Raw genomic sequence first — 24,150 nt, forward strand, 5'->3', positions numbered from 1 at the left:
CAAAAAGGCGGCTAGGTTTTCAGGCAGTAACGCCGCTCCGGTCGTCCCACACTACCATAGCTCACCTCGGCGCTCAGCTCGCCTGTGCCGACCAGATGCTCCAGGTAGCGCCGGGCCGTTGTGCGCGATGCGCCGATCTCTGTGCCCATTTCCTCAGCGCTCCAGTGCCCGCCGTGGGCAATCACATCGCGTATTTTGTCGAGGGTGAGTCCGTCAATGCCCTTGGGCAGACGTTCCTGCGAGGGATGGTCGGTTTCCTGACTGCCACGGGGCAGCAGGGCATCCACTTCCTTCTGGGCCAGCTGGTTCAGGGTGGAAAGTTTTTCCAGATGCTCACGAAAGCGGTTGATCGCCTCCTGTAACCGTTCGAACACCAGTGGCTTGAGTATGTAGTCGAAGACACCGCCACGCAGGGCGCTGCGGAGCGTTTCCACTTCCTTGGCAGCAGTGATAAGAATAACGTCCGAGCAACTGTCCCGGGCCCGCAGTTCCCGCAGCAAATCAAGGCCATTGCCGTCCGGGAAGTAAACGTCCAGCAGGATCAGTTCCGGTTCCATGACGTCAACCAGGTCTCGGGCATCTGCGAGGGAATGGGCGATGCCGCAGAGTTCCACATTATCCAGACGCTCGACGAAACGCCGCTGAATTTCAGCGATCTTGTGGTCATCCTCAACAATCAGGAGCCGAATCGGTGTCATGAGCTGCTTTTCCCTTCCGGTCGTTTGGGCAGGTAGAGTGTAAACCGGCTGCCTCCTTCTGGCAGGTTCTCGACGGTGACCGAGCCTCCCCAGCGGTTGAGAAACTGCTGCACCAGGTGCAGACCGATGCCGTGTTCCTCCCCTTTGGTGCTCACGCCACGCTCGAAAATCCGGCGTTGGGCCTCCTCGGGCACCCCCGGTCCCTGGTCATCAACCTCAAAGATCAGCTCTTCACCGAGATCCGTCATGGACAGCCGGACCCGGCCATCAGGGGCGGCCTGTTGTCGGGTGGCCTCCAGCGCGTTGTCGATCAGGTTGCCCAGCACACTCACCAACTGGTCCCGCGGCAGGGTATCCGGAATGTCGGCCATCTGGCTGTCCGGATCGATGTCCAGTCGCAGGCCCATCTCCCTGGCCCGATTGTATTTGCCCAGCAGGCAGCCAGCGATGACGGGGTCCGGGACGGCCTCCAGTAACAGGTGCAGCAGGGCCTGGTGGTCGCTGACCTCGCTGCCGATAAGGTTGAGCGCCTCATCGTTTGCGCCGATCTGGATCAGCCCTGCAATGGTGTGCAATTTGTTGGAGTACTCGTGGGTCTGGCTGCGCAGGGTGTCGGCGTACTGCTGGATGCGCGTGAGCTGGCGGCTGACCTGATCGAGTTCGTTGCGCAGGCGGAAACTGGCCACCACGCCGATGATTTCATCGCCCTGGCGCACCGGCAGACGGTTAACCACCATCTGCCGTCCCCGCAGCCAGATTTCCCGATCAAAGTCCGGTTGGCCCGTGTCCAGCACGGACATCAGGCTGCTTTCCGGCAGAATCTCGAGGATGGGCTTGCCCGCGAGCGGCTCATCCGAGGGCAGGTCGAGGGTTTCGTAGGCGGCCCGGTTTACGGTGGTGATGATCCCGGCACGGTTCACCGCAATAATGCCCTCGCGGACGGATTGCAGTGTGGCGTCCCGTTCCCGGAACAGACGGGCGATCTCCTCCGGCTCCAGCCCGAAAATCGCACGCTTGAAGCGACCGGCGATGACAATGGCCGAGATTACCGTGACCAGCAGCATCAGCCCCACCACACCGTAGAGTACGAAGTTGTACCGTCGAATGGTGGCCTCCACCTGCTCCAGACTGTAGCCAACAGAAACGATACCGATGATGTTCTCCGTCTCCGGCACGATGACCGGTGCCTTGCCGCGCATGGACTCACCGAGGCTGCCCATGGCCCGCGCGACATAAGCGTTGCCGTCCACCAGTGCTCTGCGGCCGTAATCACCGTCGTCATCCCCCATGGAATAACCGAGACGGTCCGGGTCCGGGTGGGCCAGACGGATGGCGTCATGGTCGCCGATCACGATGAAAAGCGCTTCATTGGTTTTCGCCAGTCGTCGGGCCAGACGATTGAGGCCGGGAACATCCCGGGACCGGACGCCTTCGATCACCGCCGGTGAGGCCGCAACGGTCTTGGCGACCATCAGTGCGCGCTGGCCGATCTCCTCGTACAGGGATTCGCTGAGGTAGTAGCCGGCAAAGCCGCCAATCAGGATGGTCTGCAGCGCGCCGAGTACCCCCAGGGTGAGGATCATGCGGGTTTTGAGTTTGGTTTTTCTCAACACGGATCGGATCAAAGCTTTTTGTCGTTTGCTGTTCAGGGTACTGCATCGCCGCGCCTCATGCCCGTGATCTTTATGCACAAAATGCCCTTAACGCTCTTTAAAGGCATTACGTGCACAAGCTTCTGTGTCTCGGGTTTCACCTATTAATCTGCGTGCATTCACTCCTCTGGTCTGCCAACAGCCAGGGACCGGTTCCGCCTCGGGAGTGATGACAAAAACAAGCTGATTGAGGTGACAACAATGTTTATCAAACGAACCCTGTCCTTTGTGGCGGCTGCGGCCGTCTCCATGTCTGCCATGGCCTGGCAGCCCTCCGGAAAAGTGGAATGTCTTGCCCCGGCTGATCCCGGTGGCGGTTGGGATTTCACCTGCCGTAGCGTCGGAAACGTAATGAAGGATCTTGGCCTGGTCGAGGGTACGGTCCAGACCGTGAACATGGCCGGTGCCGGTGGCGGTGTGGCCTACGCCCACACCGTGAGCAAGCGGGCTGAGGACAATAAGCTTCTGGTCGCCGCGTCCACGGCAACGACTACCCGCCTGGCCCAGAAACAGTTCCCGGGCATGAACGCCGATATGGTGACCTGGGTCGGTGCCCTGGGGGCCGATTACGGAATCATTGCCGTGGGCAAAGACTCCGGGTACCAGAGCCTTAATGATCTGATGGACGCGGTGAAAGCGAACCCTAAATCCGTCAAGTTTGCCGGTGGCAGTGCCCGTGGTGGCTGGGACCACCTGAAGGTACTGATCGCGGCCAAAGCGGCGGGTGCCGACAAGCTGCCGTCCATTCCCTATCTTTCGTACAACAACGGTGGCGAAGCCATGACCCAGGTGGTCGGTGGCCAGGTGGATGCCTTCACCGGCGATATCTCGGAAGCCACCGGTTTCATGGAATCCGGAGACCTGCGGGTTATTGCTGTGTTGGCGGAGGAGCGCCTGCCGGGCAAGTTCAGTGATATTCCGACGGCGAAAGAACAGGGCATTGATGCCGTGGGTCCGAACTGGCGCGGTTTCTATATGCCCAAGGGGGCTGACGAAGCGGCCAAACAGTACTGGACCGAGGCTGTGGACACTCTGTATGCGAGCGAGGAATGGAAGCAGGTCATGAAGAGCAACGGCCTGATTCCGTTTCACCCCCCAGCGGACCAGTTTGATGAGTTTGTCCGCACCCAGGTGCAGGACATCGAGAACCTGTCTCGCGAAATCGGGCTGCTGAAATGACCGGCTTCGGTGATCGCATACTCGGCCTGGGCCTTCTGGTCCTCGCCGTTGCTTATGGCTGGGCCGCCCAACAGTGGCCCGAGCCATTCGGTGGCGCGGAAAGCGTGGGCCCGGAAACCTTCCCGACCATTCTGTCGGTGGTGCTGGTGGCCGGTAGCCTGTATCTCATGATCAAGCCGGATCCGGATGCCCAGTGGCCGGTCGGCAAGTCGGCCCTGGAGCTGGTGATCTCGGTGATGGTCCTGGTCATCTATGCCCTGCTGCTCGAGCCGCTGGGCTTCATCATCGCCACCACCCTGGCGGTGGGTACCCTGAGCTGGCGCATGGGCGCGGCGCCGAAGCGGGCGTTCCTGACCGGTCTGATCAGCGCGGTGGTGGTGTTCGTGCTGTTTAACTACGGCCTGTCCCTGAGCCTGCCCCTTGGCGTGCTGGAGGTGAACTGATGGAAACCCTCGGCTTTCTCATGGAGGGGTTCGCGGTCGCGCTGACCCCCTACAACCTGATGTTCGCGCTTTTCGGGGCCTTTGTCGGAACCCTGATCGGCTGTCTGCCCGGTCTGGGGCCAGCTAATGGTGTCGCTATCCTGATACCGCTGGCCTTCACCCTGGGACTGCCGCCGGAAACGGCGATGATCCTGCTGACGGCGGTTTATGCCGGCGCCATGTATGGCGGGCGGATCTCCTCGATCCTGCTCAACATTCCGGGTGACGAGCCGGCGATGATGACCTGCCTCGACGGCTACCCCATGGCGCAAAAGGGTCGAGCCGCTGACGCACTGGCTGTGTCTGCGATCGCCTCGTTTGCGGGTGGTCTGATCGGTACCATCGGCCTGATCATGCTGGCACCGGTGCTAGCGAAATTCGCGCTCACCTTCGGACCGGCTGAGTATTTCGCCCTGTTCCTGCTGGCTTTCGCTACTCTCGGGGGCATCACTGGCAAGAACCCGATGAAAACCGTGGTTGCGGCAACGCTGGGCATCATGATCTCCACGGTTGGCATCGACATTTCCACAGGCACCCAACGCTACACCTTCGGCGTTCTGGAACTGTACGAGGGAATTGATTTCATCCTGGCGATTGTCGGCCTGTTTGCCATCTCCGAGTTGCTGTTCTTCGTTGAGCATCGGATGGGCGGCGGCCGGGAGAAAATGACCGTCGGCAAGCTCAGCCTGAGCCTGAAGGAGCTGGTGACCACCATCCCGACGCAACTGCGGGGCGGTGTTCTGGGCTTCATTTCCGGCGTACTGCCGGGGGCGGGTGCCTCTCTGGGCAGCTTCATCAGCTATACCCTGGAAAAACAGGTGGTTGGCAGGAGGGGCAAGTTCGGTGAGGGCGATATCCGCGGTGTGGTGGCGCCGGAGGCCGGCAACAACGGCGCCTCCTCCGGTGCCCTGGTGCCGATGCTGACCCTGGGTGTTCCCGGAAGTGGCACCACAGCCGTGCTGCTGGCGATGTTGATCTCTCTGAACATCACACCGGGCCCGCTGATGTTTACCCAGAACGCAGACATTGTCTGGGGCGTCATTGCTGCTCTGTTGATCGGTAACGTGCTGCTGCTGGTACTCAACATCCCCCTGGTGGGCTTCTTCGTGAAGCTGTTGTCCGTGCCGCCGATGTACCTGTTGCCGATCGTGACCATGGTCGCGTTTGTGGGCATCTACTCCATCAGCCACAGCACCTTCGACCTTTACTTCATGGTGGCCTTCGGGGTGGCCGGTTATTTCCTGCGCAAGCTGGAAATTCCGCTGGTGCCGATCATCCTCGGCCTGCTGCTTGGGCCGGAGATGGAGAAGAACCTGGGCCATGCCATGGTGTTGTCAGACGGAGACTGGAGCATTCTCTGGGCCAGCCCGCTGGCCATGGGGCTCTGGATTGTTGCCGGCCTTGGTCTGGTACTGCCTTACCTGATTGGCCCATTACTGCGCCGCCGAATGAATGCGGCGATGAAAGAATCCCCGGTCAGCGACTGACCGACTCGACATTGCTCCCACCTGACGATCTGTTGTCAGTCTTTGCACCGGGCACTGCCCGGTGCTTTTTTATGTCCGGCTGGCTGATAGACTCTGTTTGTTACATTCCAGATAACAGGGTGAGGGAGACGGACGGCATGAAAATCATGGTGCTGGGGGCGACCGGCTTGACCGGCCATCTGGTGGTACAGCAGCTGCTGGCCCGGGAAACGGTCGATCAGGTCGTCGTGCCGGTGCGCAGGGAGCTGGCACCGGAACATCCGAAGCTGGAGCAGCATGTGATTGACTTCGACGATCTTCCCGCCCATGCCGATATCTTTGCCGTGGATGCCCTGATCTGTTGTCTCGGAACCACCATCAGGAAAGCCGGATCCCAGGAAAAGTTCCGGAAAGTGGATTACGGTTATGCGCTCGCCGCGTCGAAACTGGCCCGGGAGCAGGGGGCAAAATCACTGATTCTGATGTCCGCCATTGGCGCCTCATCGTCATCCACGATTTTCTACAATCGCGTGAAGGGCGAACTGGAGGATGCTGTCCGTGAGTTGGGTTTTCCCTACCTCTCGATCTACCACCCCAGCCTCCTGCTGGGGGACCGGCAGGAGCACCGGGGGGCTGAGGAGCTGGGCCAGATGGCCATGCCTTTGGTTAACCGCGTATTGATCGGGCCCCTCGACAAGTACCGGGCGATCAAGGCCGAGACTGTGGCTGAAGCCATGGCCAACGAGGTGTGCGGTTTGTCTTCGGAGGAACCGGCGGAGTGGGTGGTGCAGGTTCGGGAATACCCGGATATTGTAGCTTTGGCAGGCTAACCAGCTTATTTCCCGTTGAGGATCCCCACCACGAGGCGGCCGGCGAGACCCACCAGCACCGCTCCGAAAATCCGTTCGAACCACACCGCCCGTCGTCTGAGCGCATCCAGCCATCGTGGATTGGAGAACAGCCAGGCCACGATCAGATACCAGGTCGTATCAATGATGAGTGCCGTGGCGGCATAGCCGAACTTGGCCAGCAAGCTGGTGTCGGTACCGACGACCTGACTGAAAAGGGCCAGGAAGAAAACAGCGATTTTCGGGTTGAAGAAGGCGATCAGGAAGCCATCCCGGGCTGCGCTCCTGGTGGTCGGGGCATCCGGCAGCTCTTCGTCCTCCGGTCGCTTTGCCATCAGCCCCTTCACGCCCAGCCAGGCGAGGTAGCCGGCACCGCCCCACTGCAGGATCGCGAAGGCGGTGGGAGAGGCGGTAATGATGGCGGCGAGTCCCAGAATGCTCAGGAACGCGTAGATCCCGACGCCAACTCCGTGGGACAGAGCCGTGATCACCCCGTTGCGCCGCCCACCGGTCAGGGTCTGCTTGAGCACCAGTGCCAGCGAAGGGCCGGGAGACATGGCACCGAGGATGCAGATGGTGACAACAGTAAGCCAGGTGGCAAGGGTCATGGCGGATCAGTCCTTTGCGGGTCAATCGGGCCGCCAATTCTAGCAGTCTGCCCCCGTCAAAAAACCTGGAAACTGCAATAAATTCAGTTGCTAATCACCACTCAGTATCCATCGCGCGGCCTTCTCTGCAATCATCAGGGTAGGGGAGTTGGTATTGCCGCTGGTGATCGTGGGCATGACCCCGGCGTCGACCACCCGAAGGCCGGCAACACCCCGTACCCTCAGGTGGGGGTCCACCACGGCCAGGTCGTCATCAGGTCGGCCCATGCGAGTGGTGCCCACCGGATGGAAAATGGTGGTGCCTATATCCCCGGCCAGTTTGGTCAGTTCCTCGTCGGTCTGGTACTGCATGCCGGGTTTGTATTCCTCCGGCTGGTACCTGGCGAAGGCCGGCTGCTCCGCAATACGCCGAGTGACTCTCAGGGAATCTGCGGCCACTTTCCGGTCCTCCGCCGTGCTCAGATAATTGGGGGCGATGGCCGGGGCCTGTCTGGGATCCCTGCTACGAATACGCACGGTGCCGCGACTGGTCGGATTGAGATTGCACACGCTGGCGGTGATGGCCGGGAAATCGTGCAGCGGCTGACCAAACGCATCCAGACTCAAGGGCTGCACGTGGTACTCGATGTTGGCGTACTCGTACTCCTCGGAGCTGCGGGTAAACAGACACAGCTGTGACGGCGCCATACTCATGGGGCCGGAACGGGAAATCAGGTATTCGAGGCCGATGCGCGCCTTACCGACGAGCGAGTTGGCCATGGTGTTCAGGGTGTTGGCCCCTTTCACCTTGTAAACCGACCGGATCTGCAGGTGATCCTGAAGGTTCTCCCCGACCCCGGGCAGATCGTGAACGACCGGAATGCCGTGCTCTCTGAGCAGCTCCGCGGGGCCGATTCCGGACAGCTGTAGCAGCTGGGGCGAGCCGATGGCGCCGGCCGAGAGAATCACTTCCCGCTCTGCAAGGGCGAGCACTTCTCCCTCGCCTGGGCGCTCGACGCGAACGCCGGTGCAGCGGGGTTGGGAATCGGTGGTCCCGGTTTCCAGGCCCAGTACATGGGTCGAGTGCCAGAGCGTCAGGTTGGGGCGCTTCTCTGCGGATTTCAGGAACGCCTTGGAGGTGTTCCAGCGCCAACCCGAGCGCTGGTTCACCTCGAAGTAATCGACACCCTCGTTGTCGCCCCGGTTGAAATCCCGGGTTCTCGGAATGCCGGCCTCGACGCAGGCTGTGGCGAAGTCCTCCAGAACCTTCCACTTCAGGCGCTGGTGTTCCACCCGCCATTCGCCACCGCTGCCGTGGTACTTGCGGTGTTCCTCGTCGGCATCGCCTCCCTCATCCAGCCGGTAATGGTCTTCATGGCGCATGAAATCGGGCAGGCAGTTGTCCCAGCGCCAGGCGTCTTCCCCGGTGATTTCCGCCCACTGATCGTAGTCCCGGGCCTGGCCCCGGATGTAGAGCATGCCGTTGATGCTCGAACAGCCGCCCAGGGTTTTGCCGCGGGGGTAGATCAGGGACCGTCCGTTCAGGCCGGGATCCGGTTCCGTGCGGAAGCGCCAGTCCGTGCGCGGGTTGTCGATGCAATACAGGTAGCCTACCGGGATATGGATCCAGTGGTAGTTATCGCGACCACCCGCCTCAATCAGCAACACCCGGTTGCCCGGGTCAGCGCTCAGGCGGTTGGCCAACAGGCAGCCGGCGGTGCCGGCGCCCACGATGATGTAGTCGAAACTGTGCGCGTGTCCTTGTGACTTGTTCTTGTCGGACATGGCGTTCTCCCGCTCTGTATTGTTCTGACCGTGCTGGTTACTTGGCTGTCGGCATGACAAACTCGGCACCATGCTCGATGGATTCGGACCAGCGCTGCATGATGGACTTCTGGCGGGTATAGAACTTGACGCCTTCCTCGCCGTAGGCGTGGGTGTCGCCGAACAGGGAGCGTTTCCAGCCACCGAAGCCGTGCCATGCCATGGGTACCGGAATGGGGACGTTGATGCCCACCATGCCCACCTGGATGCGGCGGCCGAACTCCCGGGCCACGTGACCACTCTCGGTGAAGCAGCTGACGCCGTTACCGAATTCATGGTCATTGATCAGCTGGATGGCGGTGCCGATGTCCGGGACCCGGACGCAGACCAGGACCGGGCCAAAGATCTCTTCACGGTAGATGGTCATTTCGGGCGTGACATGGTCGAACAGGGTGCCGCCCATCCAGAAACCGTTTTCGCAGCCTTTGCCAGTGGTGGAGGCATCGAATTCGCGGCCATCGACCACCAGCTCAGCTCCTTCCGTCACGCCTTTCTCAATGTAGCCGGTGATGCGCTGATGTGCCGCCGCAGTGACGATGGGGCCCATTTCGGCATCCAGTTCCTCGCCGTTCTTGACCTTCAGGGTCCTGGCCCGTTCGGCCAGCTTCGGCACAATCTTGTCCGCTACGTCGCCAACAAGTACGGCGACACTGATGGCCATGCAGCGTTCACCGGCACTGCCATAGGCGGCACCGATCAAGGCATCGACTGCCTTGTCGAGATCGGCATCGGGCATCACCACCATGTGGTTCTTGGCGCCACCGAGGGCCTGGATGCGTTTTCCATGCCTGGCGCCTTTTTCATACAGGAGGTTGGCAATCGGGGTGGAGCCCACGAAGCTCAGGGCCTGCACATCGGGATGCTCGATCAGGGCTTCCACTGCATCCTTGTCACCCTGCACCACATTGAAAACACCGTCCGGCAGGCCCGCCTGCCTGAGCAGGTCGGCAATCATCAGCGAGGCGCTCGGATCCAGCGGGCTGGGCTTGAGGACGAAGGTGTTTCCGGCGGCAATGGCGACCGGAAACATCCACATGGGCACCATCGCCGGAAAGTTGAACGGGGTAACTCCGGCCACCACGCCCAGCGGTTGCCGGGTGGTCCAGTTGTCGATCCCGGTACTGACCTGCTCGGTGTAGTCGCCTTTCAGCAGCTGGGGAATGCCGCAGGCAAATTCGACGATATCGATACCCCGGCTCACTTCCCCCTGAGCGTCAGTAAAGACCTTGCCGTGCTCGGCGGTAATGGCGCGGGCCAGGTCGTCCTTGTGCCGGTTCAGCAACTCCAGGAACTTGAACATCACCCGGGCACGGCGGATGGGAGGGGTGTCCGCCCAGGCCGGGAAAGCTGCATTGGCGGCAGCAACGGCGGCATCCACGTCCGCGCGGTTGGCGAGGGCAACCTGGCCGGTCACCTGGCCGGTGGCCGGATTGAATACGTCCTGCGCCTGACCTGAAGTGCCGGATGATATTTCGCCATTGATATAATGCTGGATGGTGGCGTTGGTCATGGGATGCCCCTTGGTTGATCCGTTGAGTCGCTGAAAACTGCCAGATTTTAAGGTCTGGTAGGTACCTGTCTGGTGCTTGGTTGATATTTGATCATTCAGGTTAGGGGGGAATGAGCGGTGAAGCAATTGAGATTTTCAAAACCTGGATATAAAGTTTGCTTATATCACCTGGAAGGGACGAGGTACCCCCATGCACCTTTTGCAGAGTCTCCGGGCTTTCGTGACTGTCGCCCGGGAGGGCAGTGTTTCCCGAGCGGCGGACCGTCTGCACCTGACCCAGCCGGCTGTGAGCCTCAAGCTCAAACAGTTACAGGACGAACTCGATCTGAAGCTGTTCCTTCGCAAGCCCCAGGGATTGGTGCTGACACCGGATGGTCAGGCGCTGTTGCCATCGGCCGAGAAAGCCCTGGCAGCCATGGCGGCGTTCGAGCAGAACGCCCACGCCCTGCACAGCACACTCAGGGGGCGTTTGAAGATCGGTACTATCGTGGATCCGGAATTCATTCGGCTCGGGGCGTTCCTGCATCGGCTGGTTGAGCGGGCGCCGCAGCTGGAGACGGAGCTGAGGCAGGGAATGAGTGGCAGTGTGCTGGAGCAGGTCCGCGACGGCCGGCTGGATGTGGGGTTCTTTCTCGCTCCGCCGGGTGTCGGTCCCGGGGCGGCGGTTGCGGAGGTTGCCCACCGGGAGCTGGCCCAGTTCCAGTATTACGTGGTGGCTCCCTCAGGCTGGAGCAATCGTGTGGCGTCCCCCCGTTGGCCGGATTTGGCGGCCATGCCCTGGATCGTCACGCCGGAGGACTCGGTCCACTACCGGTTGCTTCGGGATACCCTCGACCCGCTCGGGCTGGCCCCCCACGGTGTGGCGCAAGTTGATCAGGAAGCTTGCATGCTGGACCTGGTGCGGGCCGGTGTCGGCCTGAGTCTGGCCCGGGATGCCCTGGCCATGGCCGAGCGCCAGGAACGCGGTCTGGTGATTGTGGAGGGCGTGCAGCTGCCCTGCGCCCTGAGTTTTATCTGGCGCAAGGACCGCGAGGGTGAGCCGCTGATTGCCGAAGCGCTTGAAGCGCTGGCCAGTGTCTGGGGCCTGCCTTCGGCAGTCTAGCCGAGGGTGGCGTCCAGAAACATCATCACCACGAATCCGGCCAGCAGACAGAACGTGGACATGATTTTCCACTGACGGTGGTGGGTTTCCGGAATGATCTCGTTGCTGATGATGAACAACATGGCGCCAGCCGCGAACCCCAGAGTCCAGGGCATAATGGGCTCGGCCAACCAGACCAGAGTGGCCCCGAACAGCCCGCCGATGGGTTCGGCCAGGCCGGTCATCAGGGCAATCCCGAAGGCCTTGAGCCGGGAGTAATCAATGGCGAGCAGCGAAAAGGCCACTGCCAGCCCTTCCGGAATGTTCTGCATGCCGATACCGGTGGCCAGGACATAACCATTGCGGACATCTCCACCCGCGAAACCGACGCCCACGGCCATGCCCTCGGGAAAGTTGTGCAGGGTAATGGCGATGATGAACAGCCAGATGCCCCGGATGTAGGTCGCGTCCGAGCCTTCCCGCCCCAGCTCAAAGTGCTGGTGGGGCAGTGTCTGATGGACGTAGAAAAGGGCGCCGGCTCCGCAGAGCACGCCAAAGATGACGATAAGTGCTGCCAGCCAGTCCTGGCCTGTGATCGCCTCACCGTACTCCAGTCCCGGAAGGAGCAGGGAGAAGAAAGAGGCGGCGAGCATCACGCCGGCCGCCGCGGCAAGCATCCCGTCCTGGAGTTTATGGGTGATGGTCCTGATGAGGAAGATCGCCAGGGCACCCACCCCTGTGGCCAGCCCGGCAAACAGGCTGGCAAAGGTTCCGAGCCAGACAATACTGAAGTCAGCAGACATTCGGGCTCCTCTGTGCTGTCGGATTGAGTATGGTACTCCGGAGCTCTTGGCGAATGGTCGTATGGCACAGATCGGTTCGCCTGAGTCATAACCACCATGACAGAACAATCAGAACAGGGGAAATGCCATGGGGTTTGCAGAGCTGTTTGAATACCGCCAGGTCAATGCCGGAGACGTAACAATCAATGTCGCCCATGCCGGTTCGGGCCGCCCCCTCCTGCTGCTTCACGGTTACCCTCAAACCCACCGTATGTGGCACAAGGTCGCGCCGGCACTTGCAGCCGATTTTCACGTGATCTGTCCTGACCTCAGAGGGTACGGGGACAGTGACAAACCGGATTCCGACTCAGAACACCTCACCTACAGCAAGCGACAAATGGCCGCCGACATGGTGGCAATCATGCGGACACTCGGGTACGAGCGTTTCGGTGTGGCAGGCCACGATCGGGGTGCCAGGGTTGCCCATCGCCTCTGCCTGGATTTTCCGGATGCGATCGATCGGGCCTGCGTCATGGATATCGCGCCCACCCTGCACATGTTCGAGCACACCGATCAGGACTTTGCGACCGGCTATTATCACTGGTTCTTCCTGATCCAGCCGGACGGCTTGCCGGAGCACATGATCGGCCTTGATCCGGACTACTACCTGCGTGAAAAGCTCAGGCGGTGGTCGGCACCCGGCGCGCAGTTCGATCCCCGGGCGGTCGCGGACTATGTTCGCTGCTTTTCCCGGCCCGAGGCGATTCATGCCAGTTGTGAGGATTACCGGGCCGCCGCGAGCATTGACCTGGTTCACGACCGGGACGACAGACACGCCGGCCGAAGAGTGTCCTGTCCGCTGTTGGTACTTTGGGGGAGCAAAGGCTTTGTGAACCGAACCTACGACGTATTGTCCGTGTGGCGCCGGTATGGTTCGAAGGTGGAAGGGAAGGCTCTTGAATGCGGCCATTTCCTGCCTGAAGAGGCGCCGGAGTGCGTCGTTGACAAACTCCGGCGGTTTTTCAGGTCTGGCTGACTCCGGTTCAGGCGGCGTTTTTCTCGCGCCAGGCCAGCTCGTTGGTGATGGTAGCTTTGGGCTGCAGCATGGCGAAGTCCAGATCCCCAATTTCCTTGCCATCCTTTAGCCGCTGTACAAAATCCGGATTCGCGAGCGCCTTCTTTCCGACGGCCAGCAGCGCGCCCGGGAACTGATTGGCCATATCCTGGTAGTTGGTCTCATCGATGCCGCCGTTGATGATCAGTTCTACGCCTTCAACCGAGGCCGCCACACTGGCCAGGCTTTGATCGCCCTCGACAAAGTGCTTCCGATTGACCTCACCGTCAGTGGTGTGCACGAAATCCGCACCGGCATCCCGCACCGCTTCGACAACTGTTCTGAAACCAGATTCGCCCTCGGGTAACTGATAGTCAGGATCGGTCACGGTTGCCTGTGACAAACGGATGCCCACCGGATAGCGGTTACCGACGGCTTTCCGGACGGCACGGACCACCTCCAGCACCAGACGCAGACGGTTGTCCAGTGAGCCGCCGTAGCCGTCTTCCCGTTTGTTGAAGTGTGTGCTCAGGAACTGATTGAGCAGGTAACCGTTGGCACCGTGGATTTCGATGCCATCGAAGCCCGCAGCTTTAGCGTTCGCAGCGGCACGGGCGAAGCCATCAACCGCCGCTCGGATATCTGTTTCAGTCATGGCAGAAGGGGTCTGCCAGGTTTGCTGGTCGCCATACAGGCCAAGGGGGGCGCCTTTCGGGGTTACCTCACTCGGACCGAGCGGCTGGTGGGTGTACCGGTTGGCCTGGAACTGGGCGCCGGCGTGCATCAGTTGGACAAAGATCTTGCTGCCGCCGGCATGTACACGGTCAATGATGGTCTTCCAGCCCGCGACATGGGTGTCGTTGATGATACCCGGCTGATTCGCATAGCCCTGGCTCGCCTTGTCGTCGGTGTAAGTGCCCTCGGTGATCACCAGGCCAAAGCCGCCTTTGGCATACCCTTCGTAGTGATCAGCCATCAGGGCGTTCGGCGTGCCATCGGCCTCGGCGCTGGTGCGCGTCATGGGAGCCAGGGCAAACCGGTTTGGTACCTCGATGGAACTGAATGTGCCAGATTGCATTACGTCGCTCATAGATACCCTCGTGTGCCAATGGATTGTTGGCACTTAACTATCGTGATGGAGGGCGCTCTCTTAAAGCGAAGAATATCGACTTACCCTGTCAGTATTTTTGAACGATCATTCTCAGCCTGAGGTGGACGTTCTGTCTGAATGTCCCAGGGACCGGTCTGGCGCTATCTCATCCCGAACCAGCTGCTTCAGTTCTTTAATATCGGGAAACCCGCCGTGTTCCTTCCGGGACCAGATGCGCTTGCCATTTACCCACACTTCGAAGATACCCCCGGTCCCCGGGTGCAGGCTCAACTCGCCGATCTCGTTCTCGAAGGTGGTCAACAGCTCCTGGGCCATCCACGCGGAACGAAGAAGCCAGCGACAACCGGTGCAGTAATGGATGTCCACTTTATGGGTCATGGTGAGGTTTGAAGCTCCCTGGGTCTAGTTTGTTTCGTATGTCGGGTATACCGATGGCGCTAGGGTCGGCTCACAGCCGATGACGCCCCGGGCCTGTTTGTGGGCGTGCAGGTACCAGCGTTTTCCGCCGTCGGTAAATGTATCAGTCCTGATCTGGAATGCTGCCGTGCTCACCGTCGCCGGAATCGGGGTGCCGTCCGCATGTCGGTAAACGCAGCTGGTCTCAAGACGAAAAGCGGTGGCTATGGGAAGCTCTATGAAACCGTCTTCCCGGACTGGGGGGGTGTTGCCGTTGACGCTCACGACTTTCAGGCAAGGGCCAAAATGGAACTTGTCGAGATCGTCAATGTATTCCTTCAGGCAATGTTGGGCGCTCAGAAGAATGCTGTCCGGAGGAATATCGCCGGTGTTTGCGGATGGCAGGGACTGACAGCCGCTCAGAATCAGGATTGCCGAGAGGAAAGGCAGTATGCGTGGCATAAAGATCTCCTTGCCTGTGCCTTTCCTCCCGGCGGGCCCGAAGGACCTTATTCGAACGTCCGGGGCCGCAGTGCGTCGGGTTTCAGGAAAGGCTTGTCGCCGGTGTTGTCGTGGTCGCCCAGTAACTTTCCGTTGACTACTGTTCCATAGTTGGTGTGTTTGTGGAAGTTCAGGAACTTTTCACGGGTCTCTTTGACGTCGCCAGTGTAGCGTGGATCCTGCGGGCGCTCCTGGGAGTTGATGAAGTTGGCTACCTGCCAGGCTTCTTCGTCCGTCAATGAGCCGGGTTTACCCAGCGGCATGTTGTTCTTGATGAACGATGCTGCAGTAAAAATACGGGTCATACCGGCGCCCCAGTTGTAGGAGCCATCACCCCACAGCGGCGGAAACACCACCTGGCCGTCCTTTCTCTGGCCCTGACCGTTGTTGCCATGGCAAACCGCACAGTTCTCCATGTAGACGGACTTGCCGCGTTCAAAATCCAGTTCCGGTTTCTCGCGGCCCAGGTGACTGAAACCGCGCCCTGCGATATTTTTCTCGTACATCGGGGCGTCCTTGGCCAGCCACTTGTGGTAGGCCACCATGGCGAGCATGTCATCACTGCCATACTCGGGTGGCTTGCCGTTCATGGAGAACGAGAAGCAGCCGGCGATGCGCTCTTCCAGTGAGTTTACATGCTGGTTCTTGCCCCGGAAGTCGGGCAGCGTGGTCGCGGCAGGCCATACCGGTGCCGACCAGTTCATGCGGCCTTCGCCCATATGACAGGATTTGCAGTTCATATCGTTGAACACATACTTGCCGCGAAGCTGCTGGGTGTTCATGAACATGTCCCGGCCCTTGAGGATGACCTTTTTCAGTTCGGGATGAATACTGTCATCGTTCATCAGGTCTTCCACGGTCGGGGCGCTGTGAACGTACCGGCCTTCCTTGAATTCCGGCAGGTTAACCGGAACCTCGGGCTCGGCGAGGGCCAGCTGGCTGGCAACCATCAGGCCGGCGAGCAGGGAAATCGTATACTTCAGTTTCATGGCTCTGCCTCCTGTTATTCTGCGGTTGCACTCTGGCTGCCCAGGTAGGCGGCCACGGCATTGATCTGTTCCTCGCTCAGGCGTTCCGCAACCGCTGTCATCAGCTGGTTGGGATCGTTATTGCGCTGGTTACTCTTCCAGGCATTGAGCTGTGACCGGATGTAGTTCGGGTGCTGTCCGGCAATGGCCGGGAAGGTCTCGCCGACACCGCGGTTACCCGGGCCGTGGCAGGAGGAGCAGGGCGGAATGTAGTTGTCCCAGTCTCCCTGGTTGGCAAGCTTTTCACCGAGTGCAAGTACCTCCTCACTGACACTGGTCGATGTGGTGGTTGCCGGAACCGGCATAGCGGCATAGTAGGCAGCCAGGTCCTGGATCTGTTGCGCGTCGAAGTTGTCGATGTTGGGCTGCATCACAGGGCTGACACGTTCGCCATTGTTGTAGGCGAGCATCTGCCTGGCCAGGTAGGTGGCATCGAGCCCGGCCAGTCGTGGAAAGCCGGCAGCGTTGTTGCCAGAGCCGTCTGCGCCGTGGCATGCGAGGCACGGCGCACCGCTGCCATCGCCCTGAGCCGCCAGTTGGGCGCCGCGCTCGGGATCGCCCTCGTTAGCATTCGCGACAGTGGCCAGGGCGGTTACAGCGCCGGCCAGAATCAGGTGGGAGAGGGTTGTCATATACTGACTCCATTCATAAGAAAAGCGAATTAGCATATATCCAATAATGCTAATGTCAATGGGATTCCTGTTGGCCACCTCCGGTGCTTTTGTTGAGTTCTGTTGCGACAACGGGCGTTGGCAGTTCGCTACCGCTTCCCGCAGATTGCCTGAGCTGGGACAGAAGCCGGGAATCTCGATGATAGACATCGTCCCGGAACTGTATCCGGCCCTCCTCATCCACCCATGCAGTCCAGTACTGAATATAGACAGGAACCGGCTCGGGGAGGAGAACCGTCTCCGACGTCCGTGTCGCAAGGACCTCATCCATTTTTTCCCGGCTCCATTCCGGGGCCCGGGCAAGTAGGTGTCGGGCGAGTTCCATCGGTTTTTCCACGCGGATGCAGCCCGAACTGAACGTCCGTTCCTGGCGGCCGAACAGGTATTGCCCCGGGGTATCGTGCAGGTAAACCGCGTACGGATTGGGGAACATGAACTTGATCCGGCCAAGGGCATTGCGTGGCCCGGGTTCCTGAACCAGTTGATAGGGGAAGTTGTTGCCGGACAGCGAAGACCAGTCGATGGTGTCGGGATCGACTTTCTGGCGGTCTGCCCCCCAGCCCCGATAGACGCTGATCTGTTCCCGGGCCAGATAGTCCGGGTCGCGGATGATAACGGGAAGCTGGTCCTCGATCATCAGCTTGCGGGGCACCGTCCAACTCGGATTGAAGACCAGGTAACGGATGCGGTCTGAGAAAACCGGGGTCTGACGATAGGGCTGGCCGACAATCACCCGCGAACGCAAGGCCTCCCGTCCTTCCATCACCAGTTGTAGTCCGAAACCGGCAATGTTCACCATGACGTAGTCATCCCCCAGGGATTGCGGCAGCCAGCGCCAGCGCTCAAGGCTGGCGTCAATCTGGCGGATGCGTTCCACGGGCATGAGGTTCAGGGCTGCGAGGGTCTTCCGGCCGATGATCCCGTCCGGCTCCAGGCCATGGCGTGCCTGAAAGCGGGGGAGGACGGCATCCAGTTCATCGCTGTACAGGAATGGATCGGTCGCGCTGGCTTCGTCCCCGGACGTCTCCGGGGAGTCCCCAAGAGCGGATAGCCGCCGGCGTATCTCCCCCAGCCTGGGGTCACGGTCCCCTGGGTGGATCGACGGGCCTTCAGCAATGGGCAGCCAGGGGCGGCCGAGCAGGCGGGTGAGCTGGCTGCGGGCCTGCATCAGTTTCGCATAGGCCGGATGCCGGGGGCGCAGGTCGTCGAGTGCGCTGGTGATGGTGTTGGTTCGCAGTGCTGCAGCCAGCGACACAGCCATGTCACGAGGCTGTCGGCTGGCGCTCCACTCTACGTGAATGGTCTTGGGATCCACCTTGCCTTCCAGCAGGTGCGATGCAGCCATCAGAAAGGCATCGGAGAACAACAGGTCGATGTCTGCCCGTATTTCCTCTGACAGGTCATCCCGCGCCCGAAGGGACAGCTCCGCTAGCAGTTCCCCGTGATAGTCCGAGGGGTTGAGGCCGTCGTTGGCGATCTTGCGAATGGCGTCAACCAGTTCCCGGCGATTAGCGGGAGAGGACCAGGCGGGCTGAAAACCACGGTTCTCATAGAATCTGCTCAGGGCCTCCCGTGCCAGGAGGGGGTCGCCCAGGACCCTTACCGGGTGCCCGGACTGGAGTGCTTCAATGCGCTGGACCAGGGATTCGCTGGGGCCTGCGGCGAGGGCCTGCGCTGACAGCATCAAAGCGGCCATCGTCACCAGAGCCAGTAAAACGGAATGCCTGCATTTACCCATCATGTTGTGTTTACCACAGTGCCATCTGTTCTCCCGCGGGGCGCCGGAACAGATCTGTTCTCAGGGAATGCCATTGTCGGCCATTAAGCCCGAGCCTGCGTACCTTGTGGGCGAAGCGCTGGCGGATCAGGTCCGAATAGGGGCCGGTGCCGGTCATCCGCCTGCCAAAGGTGCTGTCGTAGCTCTTGCCACCCCTGAGGTCGCGGATCCGGTTCATGACATGTCCGGCCCGGTCCGGGAAGTGTCGCTGGAGCCAATCCTGAAACAGCTCGTCCAGCTCATGGGGTAACCGTAGCATAATCCAGCTGGCCTGTTCGGCGCCGGCTTTGGCAGCCGACTCCAGAATCGCCTCGATTTCGTGATCGTTGATAAAGGGAATGACCGGACCGATGATGATCCCGACTGGAACGCCCTCCTCTCTCAACTGTTCGATAACCCTTAGCCGGGTGGCCGGCGCGGCCGTTCGGGGTTCCATCCTGCGTTTCAGGTCATTGCTCAGGGTGGTCAGGCTGATGGTGACCGAACACAACCGGTCCCTGGCCAGGTCGGTGAGCAGATCCAGATCCCGCAGGATCAATGCCCCCTTGGTGATGAGGGAGACCGGATGACGGTATTCACACATGACGGTCAGCAGTTGGCGGGTGATTTCCATGTCACGCTCGATGGGCTGGTAGGCGTCGGTATTCATGCCCAGGGCGATGGGGGAGACGCGATAGCCGGGCTTGTCCAGGGTTTCCCGGAGTTTCGTGGCCGCATTGTGCTTGGCGATCAGCCGGGTTTCGAAGTCCAGCCCCGGTGACAGATCCCAGTATGCGTGCGAGGGCCGGGCGAAGCAGTAGATGCAAGCGTGTTCACAGCCGCGATAGGGGTTGATGGACTGCTCAAAGGGAATGTCCGGGGAGTTGTTACGGCTGATGATGGACGTGACGGTCTCATCCATCACTTCAGTCGCCATGGAGTCCGGACGGGTCTCATCCTCCGGATCCCGGTGCCAGCCGTCGTGATGATCGCGGTCAGTGGCGAAGGGCTGGAAGCGGTTGTTCGGGTTCAGGCTGGTGCCCCGGGTTTTCATAGTCTCACCAATACTGTTCATGTATACAGTACTTCTGATGCTACTACCCCTGTATCCTTCCCGGCAAGCAGAATCCGGCAGGCCCCCTGTCGAATGCCGGGCAGATGTCTGAAATCCGAGGAGTCCATGTCTGATCTTACGATGGTCCAGTATGTCCTGATCGGCCTGATCTTTGTCTGGAGCGGTTTCGTCCGGTCCGGCCTGGGGTTTGGCGGAGCGGTCCTGTCCCTGCCGTTTCTCCTGCTGGTTTACGACGAACCCCTGGTATTTCTGCCGATCATTGCAGTGCATCTGCTGGTGTTCTCATCCCTGACGATCTGGATGAATAACCGCAGGAATCAGAGCCGGGAAAATCCGGTCGAGGGGGGGACGGTGGACTGGCCATACCTCTGGCGGATCCTCGGGATCATGATCGTGCCCAAGCTGATCGGTGTGTTCGGGCTGATTACCATGCCGGGCAACGTGTTGAGCGCAATCATCTTCGTGATCGTGGCGCTGTACTCGGTGTCCTACATTATCGACAAGCCGTTTCGCAGCGGCAGCAAGACGGTCGATGCGATTTTCCTGATGGTGGGTGGCTATATCAGCGGTACGTCTCTCATCGGGGCTCCGCTGATTATCGCGGTCGCCGCCCAGCACCTGATCAAGGAAAAGCTCAGGGATACCCTGTTCGCACTCTGGTTTATCCTGGTCCTGATCAAGATGGCTGCGTTTGTCTGGGCGGGCGTGGACCTGCAGCTCATCCATCACCTGTGGTTACTGCCCTGTGCAGCGGTCGGCCATGTGATCGGGTTGCATGTGCACGACCGCATGCTCAGGGCGGAAACCCCGGTTTTCTTCCGGGTCTTGGGCGTGGTATTGCTGGTGGTCAGCAGTATCGGAATGATCAGTGTGCTGGGCTGAGGAGGTTCCCTCAGCCCGCGCGGCCGAACACTTTCTCGAGAAAGCCCACTGAGCGAACATCCGGGATCGGCAGGTTGTCCACCTCGTCGATGGCTCTGCGCCAGTATGATTCGGGATTATCCAGATGGGCAACCGTGGCCCGCTCTTCCTTGCTGTAGTGATTGTGTTCGCCTTCAATGCCCTCGGCCATCAGCGCCTGGGTGTACAGATAAATGGCGGCGCGAATGGTGCGAAGGACGCGACAGTAGACGTCACGGCTGAGATTGATGGCCAGTTCCGCTGACAGATTGATCTGTTTCTGCAGTGCCACCATGGCTTCTTTTTCCAGCGGGACCCGGTTGCCGTCACCCTTTTTGCAGTTCAGGCAGAACTTCTCCAGCGCCTTGATTCCGTCTGTCAGGTCCATTCGGCCATAATCGGTATTCTGGTTGTCCTCCAGCGGTGCCGGAATCCAGCCATACTGGGGCGAGCGGGCGACGATATGGCCCGGTAGATCCCGGCGGTAGGGTGGGGCAGCACTCAGGTCCTGGTAACCATCAAATTCCGTACGCAGCCAGGCCGCCATCTCACGGTGCCGGAGCATCATGGCGAGTGTGATGGCCGATTGCACGATATCTTCAAGTAACTCACTGGAATCCTGGGTCCGTTCCTCCAGGTGATTGACGGATGCAGACATGTTTTCCTCCCCGGCAATGGCCATTCTTCGGGGTGGTCTGTTCCATTGCCGTGTTTTTGTTGTTTTGGGTTCGACTCCCGGTTGCCGGAACCGGAAGGTCTGAACTAAAACGTATACATGGGGTCCGGCCTTCGCCGTTGTAAAAAGGTTATTGCTTGTAACCGACGGTAAGTGGCCGGGGAGGTCTGAAAATGACAGCTGACGACAGGTTTACATCAAGACGGGAATCCATGGTGGATTACCAGATCATCAGCCGGGGTATCGACGACCCGCTGGTGGTAGAGGCCATGCGCCGGGTGCACCGGGAGGCTTTTGTGCCGGACAGCCTGCGGGACGCAGCCTATGAGGACGGTCCCCTGCCGATCGGGGCCGGTCAGACCATATCCCAGCCTTACATTGTCGCCCTGATGACGGACGCCCTTGAGCTTCGGGGGGGCGAGCGGGTCCTGGATATCGGCACCGGTTCGGGCTACGCGGCGGCCGTACTGGCCTGCATTGCCGCCGAGGTGTTCGGTATCGAGCGGATTCCGGAGCTTGCTGAGCGCGCCCGCAAGAACCTGGTGGCTGAGGGGTATGACAATGTCCGGGTGCGTTGCGGTGACGGCACAATGGGCTGGCCGGAGGAGGCCCCGTTTGACGGTATCACGGTGGCTGCCGGAGCGCCGGCTGTGCCGGATGCCCTGAAGCACCAGCTTGCCGTGGGCGGGCACCTGGTGATTCCCGTGGGCTCGGAGTATATCTCCCAGTCCCTGATGCGGGTCACACGGGTTTCGCAGGATGAATTCCGAACCGAGAATCTTGGCGGGGTCCGGTTTGTGCCCCTGCTCGGGGAGCAGGGGTGGTCGTGAAAACCGCGTGGTGGTCAGCTACCAGCGTGTGTGCTTTCGAAGATCTTGTCTGCCGAAGCTGCCACGAACCCGCTGTACAGCTCACCGTCGGGTTTGGGATAGCGCAGCGCGAATTCGTAGAAACAGCTGGGAATGGTGGCCTCGCGGTCCGAGAACCGGACGACGACCCGATCCGCCATGGTGGACGACTGCTCCAGCAGATCCTCAGGTGATCCCTTCACTTCGCCGCCGCTGCTGTTGACGGTAAAGCCGTTGTCCTTGAGCAGCTGATTCATTTCCGCCACGGTGCGAATGCTGTCGAGATCGTTGATACTGACGGTGAAATGATTCGCCCGGTAGCCCCAGGCGGCCATCCACGCTGCGTATTCACTCTCTTCCAGTAATTCCCGGTAGGTGTCATGGCTTACCTGCCAGTGACGGCCGGAGTAAAGGAAGTCATCTGCCGTTGTGCTCTGTGGATCGACCTGATCGACCAGCTCCTGAACCATTTCCTGGAGTCTGTTGGAGCACTGATCCACCAACAACTCGGAGATGAACACCTTGGGCGCGTGCTTGTCGGGGTGTTCGAAGTGTCTGGCGTAGAGCTTCTTGGCCTCAAAGTGATATTCCCCGCAGGCCTGATAACCGAGATCCAGAAAATGCCGGGCCAGGGTCTCCAGCCCGACAGGAGCCAGGTTGAAGGTGCGAAGAGCGATGTGGTCGTTGACTACCGGTTTCGATTCCCGCTCGTCCAGAAGCTTGTGAATCCGCTCTGCAGACGGGGTGACGGCCCGGTAATTTTCCCAGAGTTTGCTGAACAGGCTCTGATAATCAGTGTGCATAATGTCGTTCTCCGTGTTCGTCAGCAGGGATGACCGCCGAGAGCGCTTTTTGTTTCCGAGCACCGGCCCGGACCTGATTGAGGGGCAGTAACCAGACCGACGCCTGCTTCCCGATGCCCAACCGGTCGCCGATACTGGACGGCAGGGTTACTGTCCCGGCCTCTGGGTCAATCAGTGCCTGTTCGGTCACGGTCGCCCGGAAATCCATGGTACCGCTGGTAGCGACGATTACCGGTTCCGTGGTCACTCGGGGATGCCCGCCGGCACCCGCCGCGGTGAATCTGGCAGCATAGTGTGCTGAGTGCTGAACGCTGACGATATCACGCAGCTCACACTCCACCGTCGGCCCGGCATCGAAGAGGTCGACGAACCCCCGGTGGCGGAAGCCTTCGTTTTCGAGCATGCGCAGGGCGGGGCGGGTTTGGGGATGAACGTTTCCGATCACGGACCTGGCCTCATCGCTCATCAGATGGGTATAGAGCGGCGCAGCCGGCATCAGTTCCTCTATGAAGTCAGTGTATCCGGAGCCCACCAGGCTGGTGGCGGAAGTAAATTCCAGATCAACGAAATGGTGTCGTAACCAGTTCCAGAAAGGGGACTGCCCGGCGTGATCGGAGATTCCCCGCATTTCGGCAATGACAGTATCGGTAAAGCGCTCAGGATGCTGCGCCATGAACAGGAACCGGACCCGTGACAGCAGCTTTCCGGCATTGGCCCTGCGGTATTCCGGACGCAGGTACAGCGAGCAGATTTCCGTCCGACCGTTGTAATGGCTGCACCGGGTCAGGGTTTCCACCTGCCGGCGCAGCCCCAGATCCCGGGAATGGTGCACCACGGTGTTGTGGTGGAAGTGATGCAGCGGGCGCGTATGGCCGGTGAAGGCTTCGATGCCGGTGGTGCCCATGATTGCACCAGTGTCGTCGTCTTCCAGAACGAACAGGTAGTGTTCGTCTCCCGGGGTGTGGATATTGCGGCGGAAGCTGGCGCCGGCGTGGTCAATTTTCCGCGCAAGTGCATCCCGGTCCGGCATCAGGGAGGTGAAGCCGGGGCCGGACTCATCGGCAATCTGGTAGAGGGCGTCGAGGTCTGTTGGTGCAACCGGTCTGATGATCATGGCGAATCTTCCCTGCTGTTTTGGGGCCAGTATGGGGAAGAGTAGTGTCGGTTTGCAGTTTCAATCTGCTCGAAGTGATCTAGAATGGTGACAAATTGACTTGCCGGG

Annotated in this window: 24 protein-coding genes; 8 read left to right on the forward strand and 16 right to left on the reverse strand. The window is 60.3% G+C overall.

What is annotated here, in order from left to right:
• Positions 1 to 11: 11 nt before the first annotated feature.
• Both MD273_RS03940 and MD273_RS03945 read right to left on the reverse strand, forming a co-directional pair.
• Positions 12 to 698, reverse strand: coding sequence for a response regulator (locus MD273_RS03940; RefSeq protein WP_239036466.1), 687 nt, complete (start codon positions 696 to 698; stop codon positions 12 to 14).
• Positions 695 to 2,311, reverse strand: a complete 1,617-nt coding sequence (locus MD273_RS03945) for an ATP-binding protein (protein ID WP_239036467.1) — start codon at positions 2,309 to 2,311, stop codon at positions 695 to 697. The genes MD273_RS03940 and MD273_RS03945 overlap by 4 nt, the downstream gene beginning before the upstream one ends.
• A gap of 240 nt (positions 2,312 to 2,551) precedes the next feature.
• Between MD273_RS03945 and MD273_RS03950 the strand changes: the two genes are divergently transcribed.
• The 4 genes from MD273_RS03950 to MD273_RS03965 all read left to right on the forward strand — a co-directional run bounded on the left by MD273_RS03950 (position 2,552) and on the right by MD273_RS03965 (position 6,307).
• Positions 2,552 to 3,529: a Bug family tripartite tricarboxylate transporter substrate binding protein gene (locus MD273_RS03950; RefSeq protein ID WP_239036468.1), complete on the forward strand. Its 978-nt coding sequence runs from the start codon at positions 2,552 to 2,554 to the stop codon at positions 3,527 to 3,529.
• The gene (locus MD273_RS03955) at positions 3,526 to 3,972 is read left to right on the forward strand and encodes a tripartite tricarboxylate transporter TctB family protein (protein ID WP_239036469.1); all 447 of its coding nucleotides are present in this window, start codon (positions 3,526 to 3,528) and stop codon (positions 3,970 to 3,972) included. Before MD273_RS03950 ends, MD273_RS03955 begins: the two co-directional genes overlap by 4 nt.
• On the forward strand, positions 3,972 to 5,498 hold the full coding sequence (locus tag MD273_RS03960; protein ID WP_239036470.1) for a tripartite tricarboxylate transporter permease: 1,527 nt from the start codon (positions 3,972 to 3,974) through the stop codon (positions 5,496 to 5,498). The genes MD273_RS03955 and MD273_RS03960 overlap by 1 nt, the downstream gene beginning before the upstream one ends.
• 137 nt (positions 5,499 to 5,635) lie before the next feature.
• A complete protein-coding gene (locus MD273_RS03965; protein WP_239036471.1) occupies positions 5,636 to 6,307 on the forward strand; it encodes an NAD(P)H-binding protein in 672 nt (223 codons plus the stop codon).
• 5 nt (positions 6,308 to 6,312) lie between these two features.
• Here the strand turns inward: MD273_RS03965 and MD273_RS03970 are convergent, their stop codons facing one another.
• From MD273_RS03970 to MD273_RS03980, 3 genes are all read right to left on the reverse strand, one after another.
• A complete protein-coding gene (locus MD273_RS03970; protein WP_239036472.1) occupies positions 6,313 to 6,933 on the reverse strand; it encodes a LysE family translocator in 621 nt (206 codons plus the stop codon).
• Between the two features lie 90 nt (positions 6,934 to 7,023).
• Positions 7,024 to 8,697 carry a GMC family oxidoreductase gene (locus MD273_RS03975; protein WP_239036473.1) on the reverse strand — a complete coding sequence of 558 codons (1,674 nt, stop codon included), beginning with the start codon at positions 8,695 to 8,697 and terminating at the stop codon, positions 7,024 to 7,026.
• A 37-nt stretch (positions 8,698 to 8,734) separates the two neighbouring features.
• Positions 8,735 to 10,246 (reverse strand): CoA-acylating methylmalonate-semialdehyde dehydrogenase, encoded by a 1,512-nt coding sequence (locus tag MD273_RS03980; RefSeq protein WP_239036474.1) that lies wholly within the window; start codon positions 10,244 to 10,246, stop codon positions 8,735 to 8,737.
• 190 nt (positions 10,247 to 10,436) lie between these two features.
• On the opposite strand from MD273_RS03980, the gene MD273_RS03985 reads away from it, so the two are divergent.
• Positions 10,437 to 11,348, forward strand: coding sequence for a LysR family transcriptional regulator (locus MD273_RS03985; RefSeq protein WP_239036475.1), 912 nt, complete (start codon positions 10,437 to 10,439; stop codon positions 11,346 to 11,348).
• Here MD273_RS03985 and MD273_RS03990 read toward each other — a convergent pair.
• Positions 11,345 to 12,130: a ZIP family metal transporter gene (locus MD273_RS03990; RefSeq protein WP_239036476.1), complete on the reverse strand. Its 786-nt coding sequence runs from the start codon at positions 12,128 to 12,130 to the stop codon at positions 11,345 to 11,347. The two genes, MD273_RS03985 and MD273_RS03990, sit on opposite strands and share 4 nt — an antisense overlap.
• 127 nt (positions 12,131 to 12,257) lie before the next feature.
• Here MD273_RS03990 and MD273_RS03995 point away from each other — a divergent pair, with 127 nt between their 5' ends.
• Positions 12,258 to 13,145, forward strand: a complete 888-nt coding sequence (locus tag MD273_RS03995; protein WP_239036477.1) for an alpha/beta fold hydrolase — start codon at positions 12,258 to 12,260, stop codon at positions 13,143 to 13,145.
• A gap of 7 nt (positions 13,146 to 13,152) precedes the next feature.
• On the opposite strand, the gene MD273_RS04000 is transcribed toward MD273_RS03995, so the two are convergent.
• From MD273_RS04000 to MD273_RS04030, 7 genes are all read right to left on the reverse strand, one after another.
• Complete coding sequence (locus tag MD273_RS04000) at positions 13,153 to 14,253, reverse strand: oxidoreductase (protein WP_239036478.1); 1,101 nt, start codon at positions 14,251 to 14,253, stop codon at positions 13,153 to 13,155.
• 111 nt (positions 14,254 to 14,364) lie between these two features.
• Entirely contained in the window at positions 14,365 to 14,652 is a 288-nt protein-coding gene (locus MD273_RS04005; protein WP_239036479.1) for an Rdx family protein, read from the reverse strand.
• A 24-nt stretch (positions 14,653 to 14,676) separates the two neighbouring features.
• Positions 14,677 to 15,132 carry a hypothetical protein gene (locus MD273_RS04010; protein ID WP_239036480.1) on the reverse strand — a complete coding sequence of 152 codons (456 nt, stop codon included), beginning with the start codon at positions 15,130 to 15,132 and terminating at the stop codon, positions 14,677 to 14,679.
• Positions 15,133 to 15,179: 47 nt separating this feature from the next.
• A complete protein-coding gene (locus MD273_RS04015; RefSeq protein WP_239036481.1) occupies positions 15,180 to 16,160 on the reverse strand; it encodes a c-type cytochrome in 981 nt (326 codons plus the stop codon).
• Positions 16,161 to 16,174: 14 nt separating this feature from the next.
• A complete protein-coding gene (locus MD273_RS04020; RefSeq protein WP_239036482.1) occupies positions 16,175 to 16,831 on the reverse strand; it encodes a c-type cytochrome in 657 nt (218 codons plus the stop codon).
• A gap of 55 nt (positions 16,832 to 16,886) precedes the next feature.
• A complete protein-coding gene (locus MD273_RS04025) occupies positions 16,887 to 18,611 on the reverse strand; it encodes a L,D-transpeptidase family protein (RefSeq protein ID WP_239036483.1) in 1,725 nt (574 codons plus the stop codon).
• Between the two features lie 7 nt (positions 18,612 to 18,618).
• On the reverse strand, positions 18,619 to 19,680 hold the full coding sequence (locus MD273_RS04030; protein WP_239037607.1) for a PA0069 family radical SAM protein: 1,062 nt from the start codon (positions 19,678 to 19,680) through the stop codon (positions 18,619 to 18,621).
• A gap of 126 nt (positions 19,681 to 19,806) precedes the next feature.
• On the opposite strand from MD273_RS04030, the gene MD273_RS04035 reads away from it, so the two are divergent.
• Complete coding sequence (locus MD273_RS04035) at positions 19,807 to 20,583, forward strand: sulfite exporter TauE/SafE family protein (RefSeq protein WP_239036484.1); 777 nt, start codon at positions 19,807 to 19,809, stop codon at positions 20,581 to 20,583.
• Positions 20,584 to 20,593: 10 nt separating this feature from the next.
• On the opposite strand, the gene MD273_RS04040 is transcribed toward MD273_RS04035, so the two are convergent.
• Positions 20,594 to 21,259 carry an AbiTii domain-containing protein gene (locus MD273_RS04040; RefSeq protein WP_239036485.1) on the reverse strand — a complete coding sequence of 222 codons (666 nt, stop codon included), beginning with the start codon at positions 21,257 to 21,259 and terminating at the stop codon, positions 20,594 to 20,596.
• A gap of 191 nt (positions 21,260 to 21,450) precedes the next feature.
• On the opposite strand from MD273_RS04040, the gene MD273_RS04045 reads away from it, so the two are divergent.
• Complete coding sequence (locus MD273_RS04045; RefSeq protein WP_239036486.1) at positions 21,451 to 22,107, forward strand: protein-L-isoaspartate(D-aspartate) O-methyltransferase; 657 nt, start codon at positions 21,451 to 21,453, stop codon at positions 22,105 to 22,107.
• 14 nt (positions 22,108 to 22,121) lie between these two features.
• Here the strand turns inward: MD273_RS04045 and MD273_RS04050 are convergent, their stop codons facing one another.
• A complete protein-coding gene (locus tag MD273_RS04050; protein WP_239036487.1) occupies positions 22,122 to 22,928 on the reverse strand; it encodes a DUF1338 domain-containing protein in 807 nt (268 codons plus the stop codon).
• Entirely contained in the window at positions 22,918 to 24,042 is a 1,125-nt protein-coding gene (locus MD273_RS04055) for an arginine N-succinyltransferase (protein ID WP_239036488.1), read from the reverse strand. Before MD273_RS04055 ends, MD273_RS04050 begins: the two co-directional genes overlap by 11 nt.
• Between the last annotated feature and the right edge of the window lie 108 nt (positions 24,043 to 24,150).

It is taken from the genome of Marinobacter sp. C7, assembly GCF_022343555.1.
GTDB lineage: Bacteria > Pseudomonadota > Gammaproteobacteria > Pseudomonadales > Oleiphilaceae > Marinobacter.

Bases quoted from the DNA above. Each gene is read 5' to 3' on its own strand.
- MD273_RS04035 (WP_239036484.1), top strand. From the start codon at position 19,807: ATGTCTGATCTTACGATGGTCCAGTATGTCCTGATCGGCCTGATCTTT.
- MD273_RS04015 (WP_239036481.1), bottom strand. From the start codon at position 16,160: ATGAAACTGAAGTATACGATTTCCCTGCTCGCCGGCCTGATGGTTGCC.
- MD273_RS03970 (WP_239036472.1), bottom strand. From the start codon at position 6,933: ATGACCCTTGCCACCTGGCTTACTGTTGTCACCATCTGCATCCTCGGT.
- MD273_RS04025 (WP_239036483.1), bottom strand. From the start codon at position 18,611: ATGATGGGTAAATGCAGGCATTCCGTTTTACTGGCTCTGGTGACGATG.
- MD273_RS03995 (WP_239036477.1), top strand. From the start codon at position 12,258: ATGGGGTTTGCAGAGCTGTTTGAATACCGCCAGGTCAATGCCGGAGAC.
- MD273_RS03960 (WP_239036470.1), top strand. From the start codon at position 3,972: ATGGAAACCCTCGGCTTTCTCATGGAGGGGTTCGCGGTCGCGCTGACC.
- MD273_RS03975 (WP_239036473.1), bottom strand. From the start codon at position 8,697: ATGTCCGACAAGAACAAGTCACAAGGACACGCGCACAGTTTCGACTAC.
- MD273_RS03965 (WP_239036471.1), top strand. From the start codon at position 5,636: ATGAAAATCATGGTGCTGGGGGCGACCGGCTTGACCGGCCATCTGGTG.
- MD273_RS04000 (WP_239036478.1), bottom strand. From the start codon at position 14,253: ATGAGCGACGTAATGCAATCTGGCACATTCAGTTCCATCGAGGTACCA.
- MD273_RS04055 (WP_239036488.1), bottom strand. From the start codon at position 24,042: ATGATCATCAGACCGGTTGCACCAACAGACCTCGACGCCCTCTACCAG.
- MD273_RS03990 (WP_239036476.1), bottom strand. From the start codon at position 12,130: ATGTCTGCTGACTTCAGTATTGTCTGGCTCGGAACCTTTGCCAGCCTG.
- MD273_RS03955 (WP_239036469.1), top strand. From the start codon at position 3,526: ATGACCGGCTTCGGTGATCGCATACTCGGCCTGGGCCTTCTGGTCCTC.
- MD273_RS03980 (WP_239036474.1), bottom strand. From the start codon at position 10,246: ATGACCAACGCCACCATCCAGCATTATATCAATGGCGAAATATCATCC.
- MD273_RS04010 (WP_239036480.1), bottom strand. From the start codon at position 15,132: ATGCCACGCATACTGCCTTTCCTCTCGGCAATCCTGATTCTGAGCGGC.
- MD273_RS04040 (WP_239036485.1), bottom strand. From the start codon at position 21,259: ATGTCTGCATCCGTCAATCACCTGGAGGAACGGACCCAGGATTCCAGT.
- MD273_RS03940 (WP_239036466.1), bottom strand. From the start codon at position 698: ATGACACCGATTCGGCTCCTGATTGTTGAGGATGACCACAAGATCGCT.
- MD273_RS04045 (WP_239036486.1), top strand. From the start codon at position 21,451: ATGACAGCTGACGACAGGTTTACATCAAGACGGGAATCCATGGTGGAT.
- MD273_RS04050 (WP_239036487.1), bottom strand. From the start codon at position 22,928: ATGCACACTGATTATCAGAGCCTGTTCAGCAAACTCTGGGAAAATTAC.
- MD273_RS04005 (WP_239036479.1), bottom strand. From the start codon at position 14,652: ATGACCCATAAAGTGGACATCCATTACTGCACCGGTTGTCGCTGGCTT.
- MD273_RS03985 (WP_239036475.1), top strand. From the start codon at position 10,437: ATGCACCTTTTGCAGAGTCTCCGGGCTTTCGTGACTGTCGCCCGGGAG.
- MD273_RS03950 (WP_239036468.1), top strand. From the start codon at position 2,552: ATGTTTATCAAACGAACCCTGTCCTTTGTGGCGGCTGCGGCCGTCTCC.
- MD273_RS04020 (WP_239036482.1), bottom strand. From the start codon at position 16,831: ATGACAACCCTCTCCCACCTGATTCTGGCCGGCGCTGTAACCGCCCTG.
- MD273_RS04030 (WP_239037607.1), bottom strand. From the start codon at position 19,680: ATGAAAACCCGGGGCACCAGCCTGAACCCGAACAACCGCTTCCAGCCC.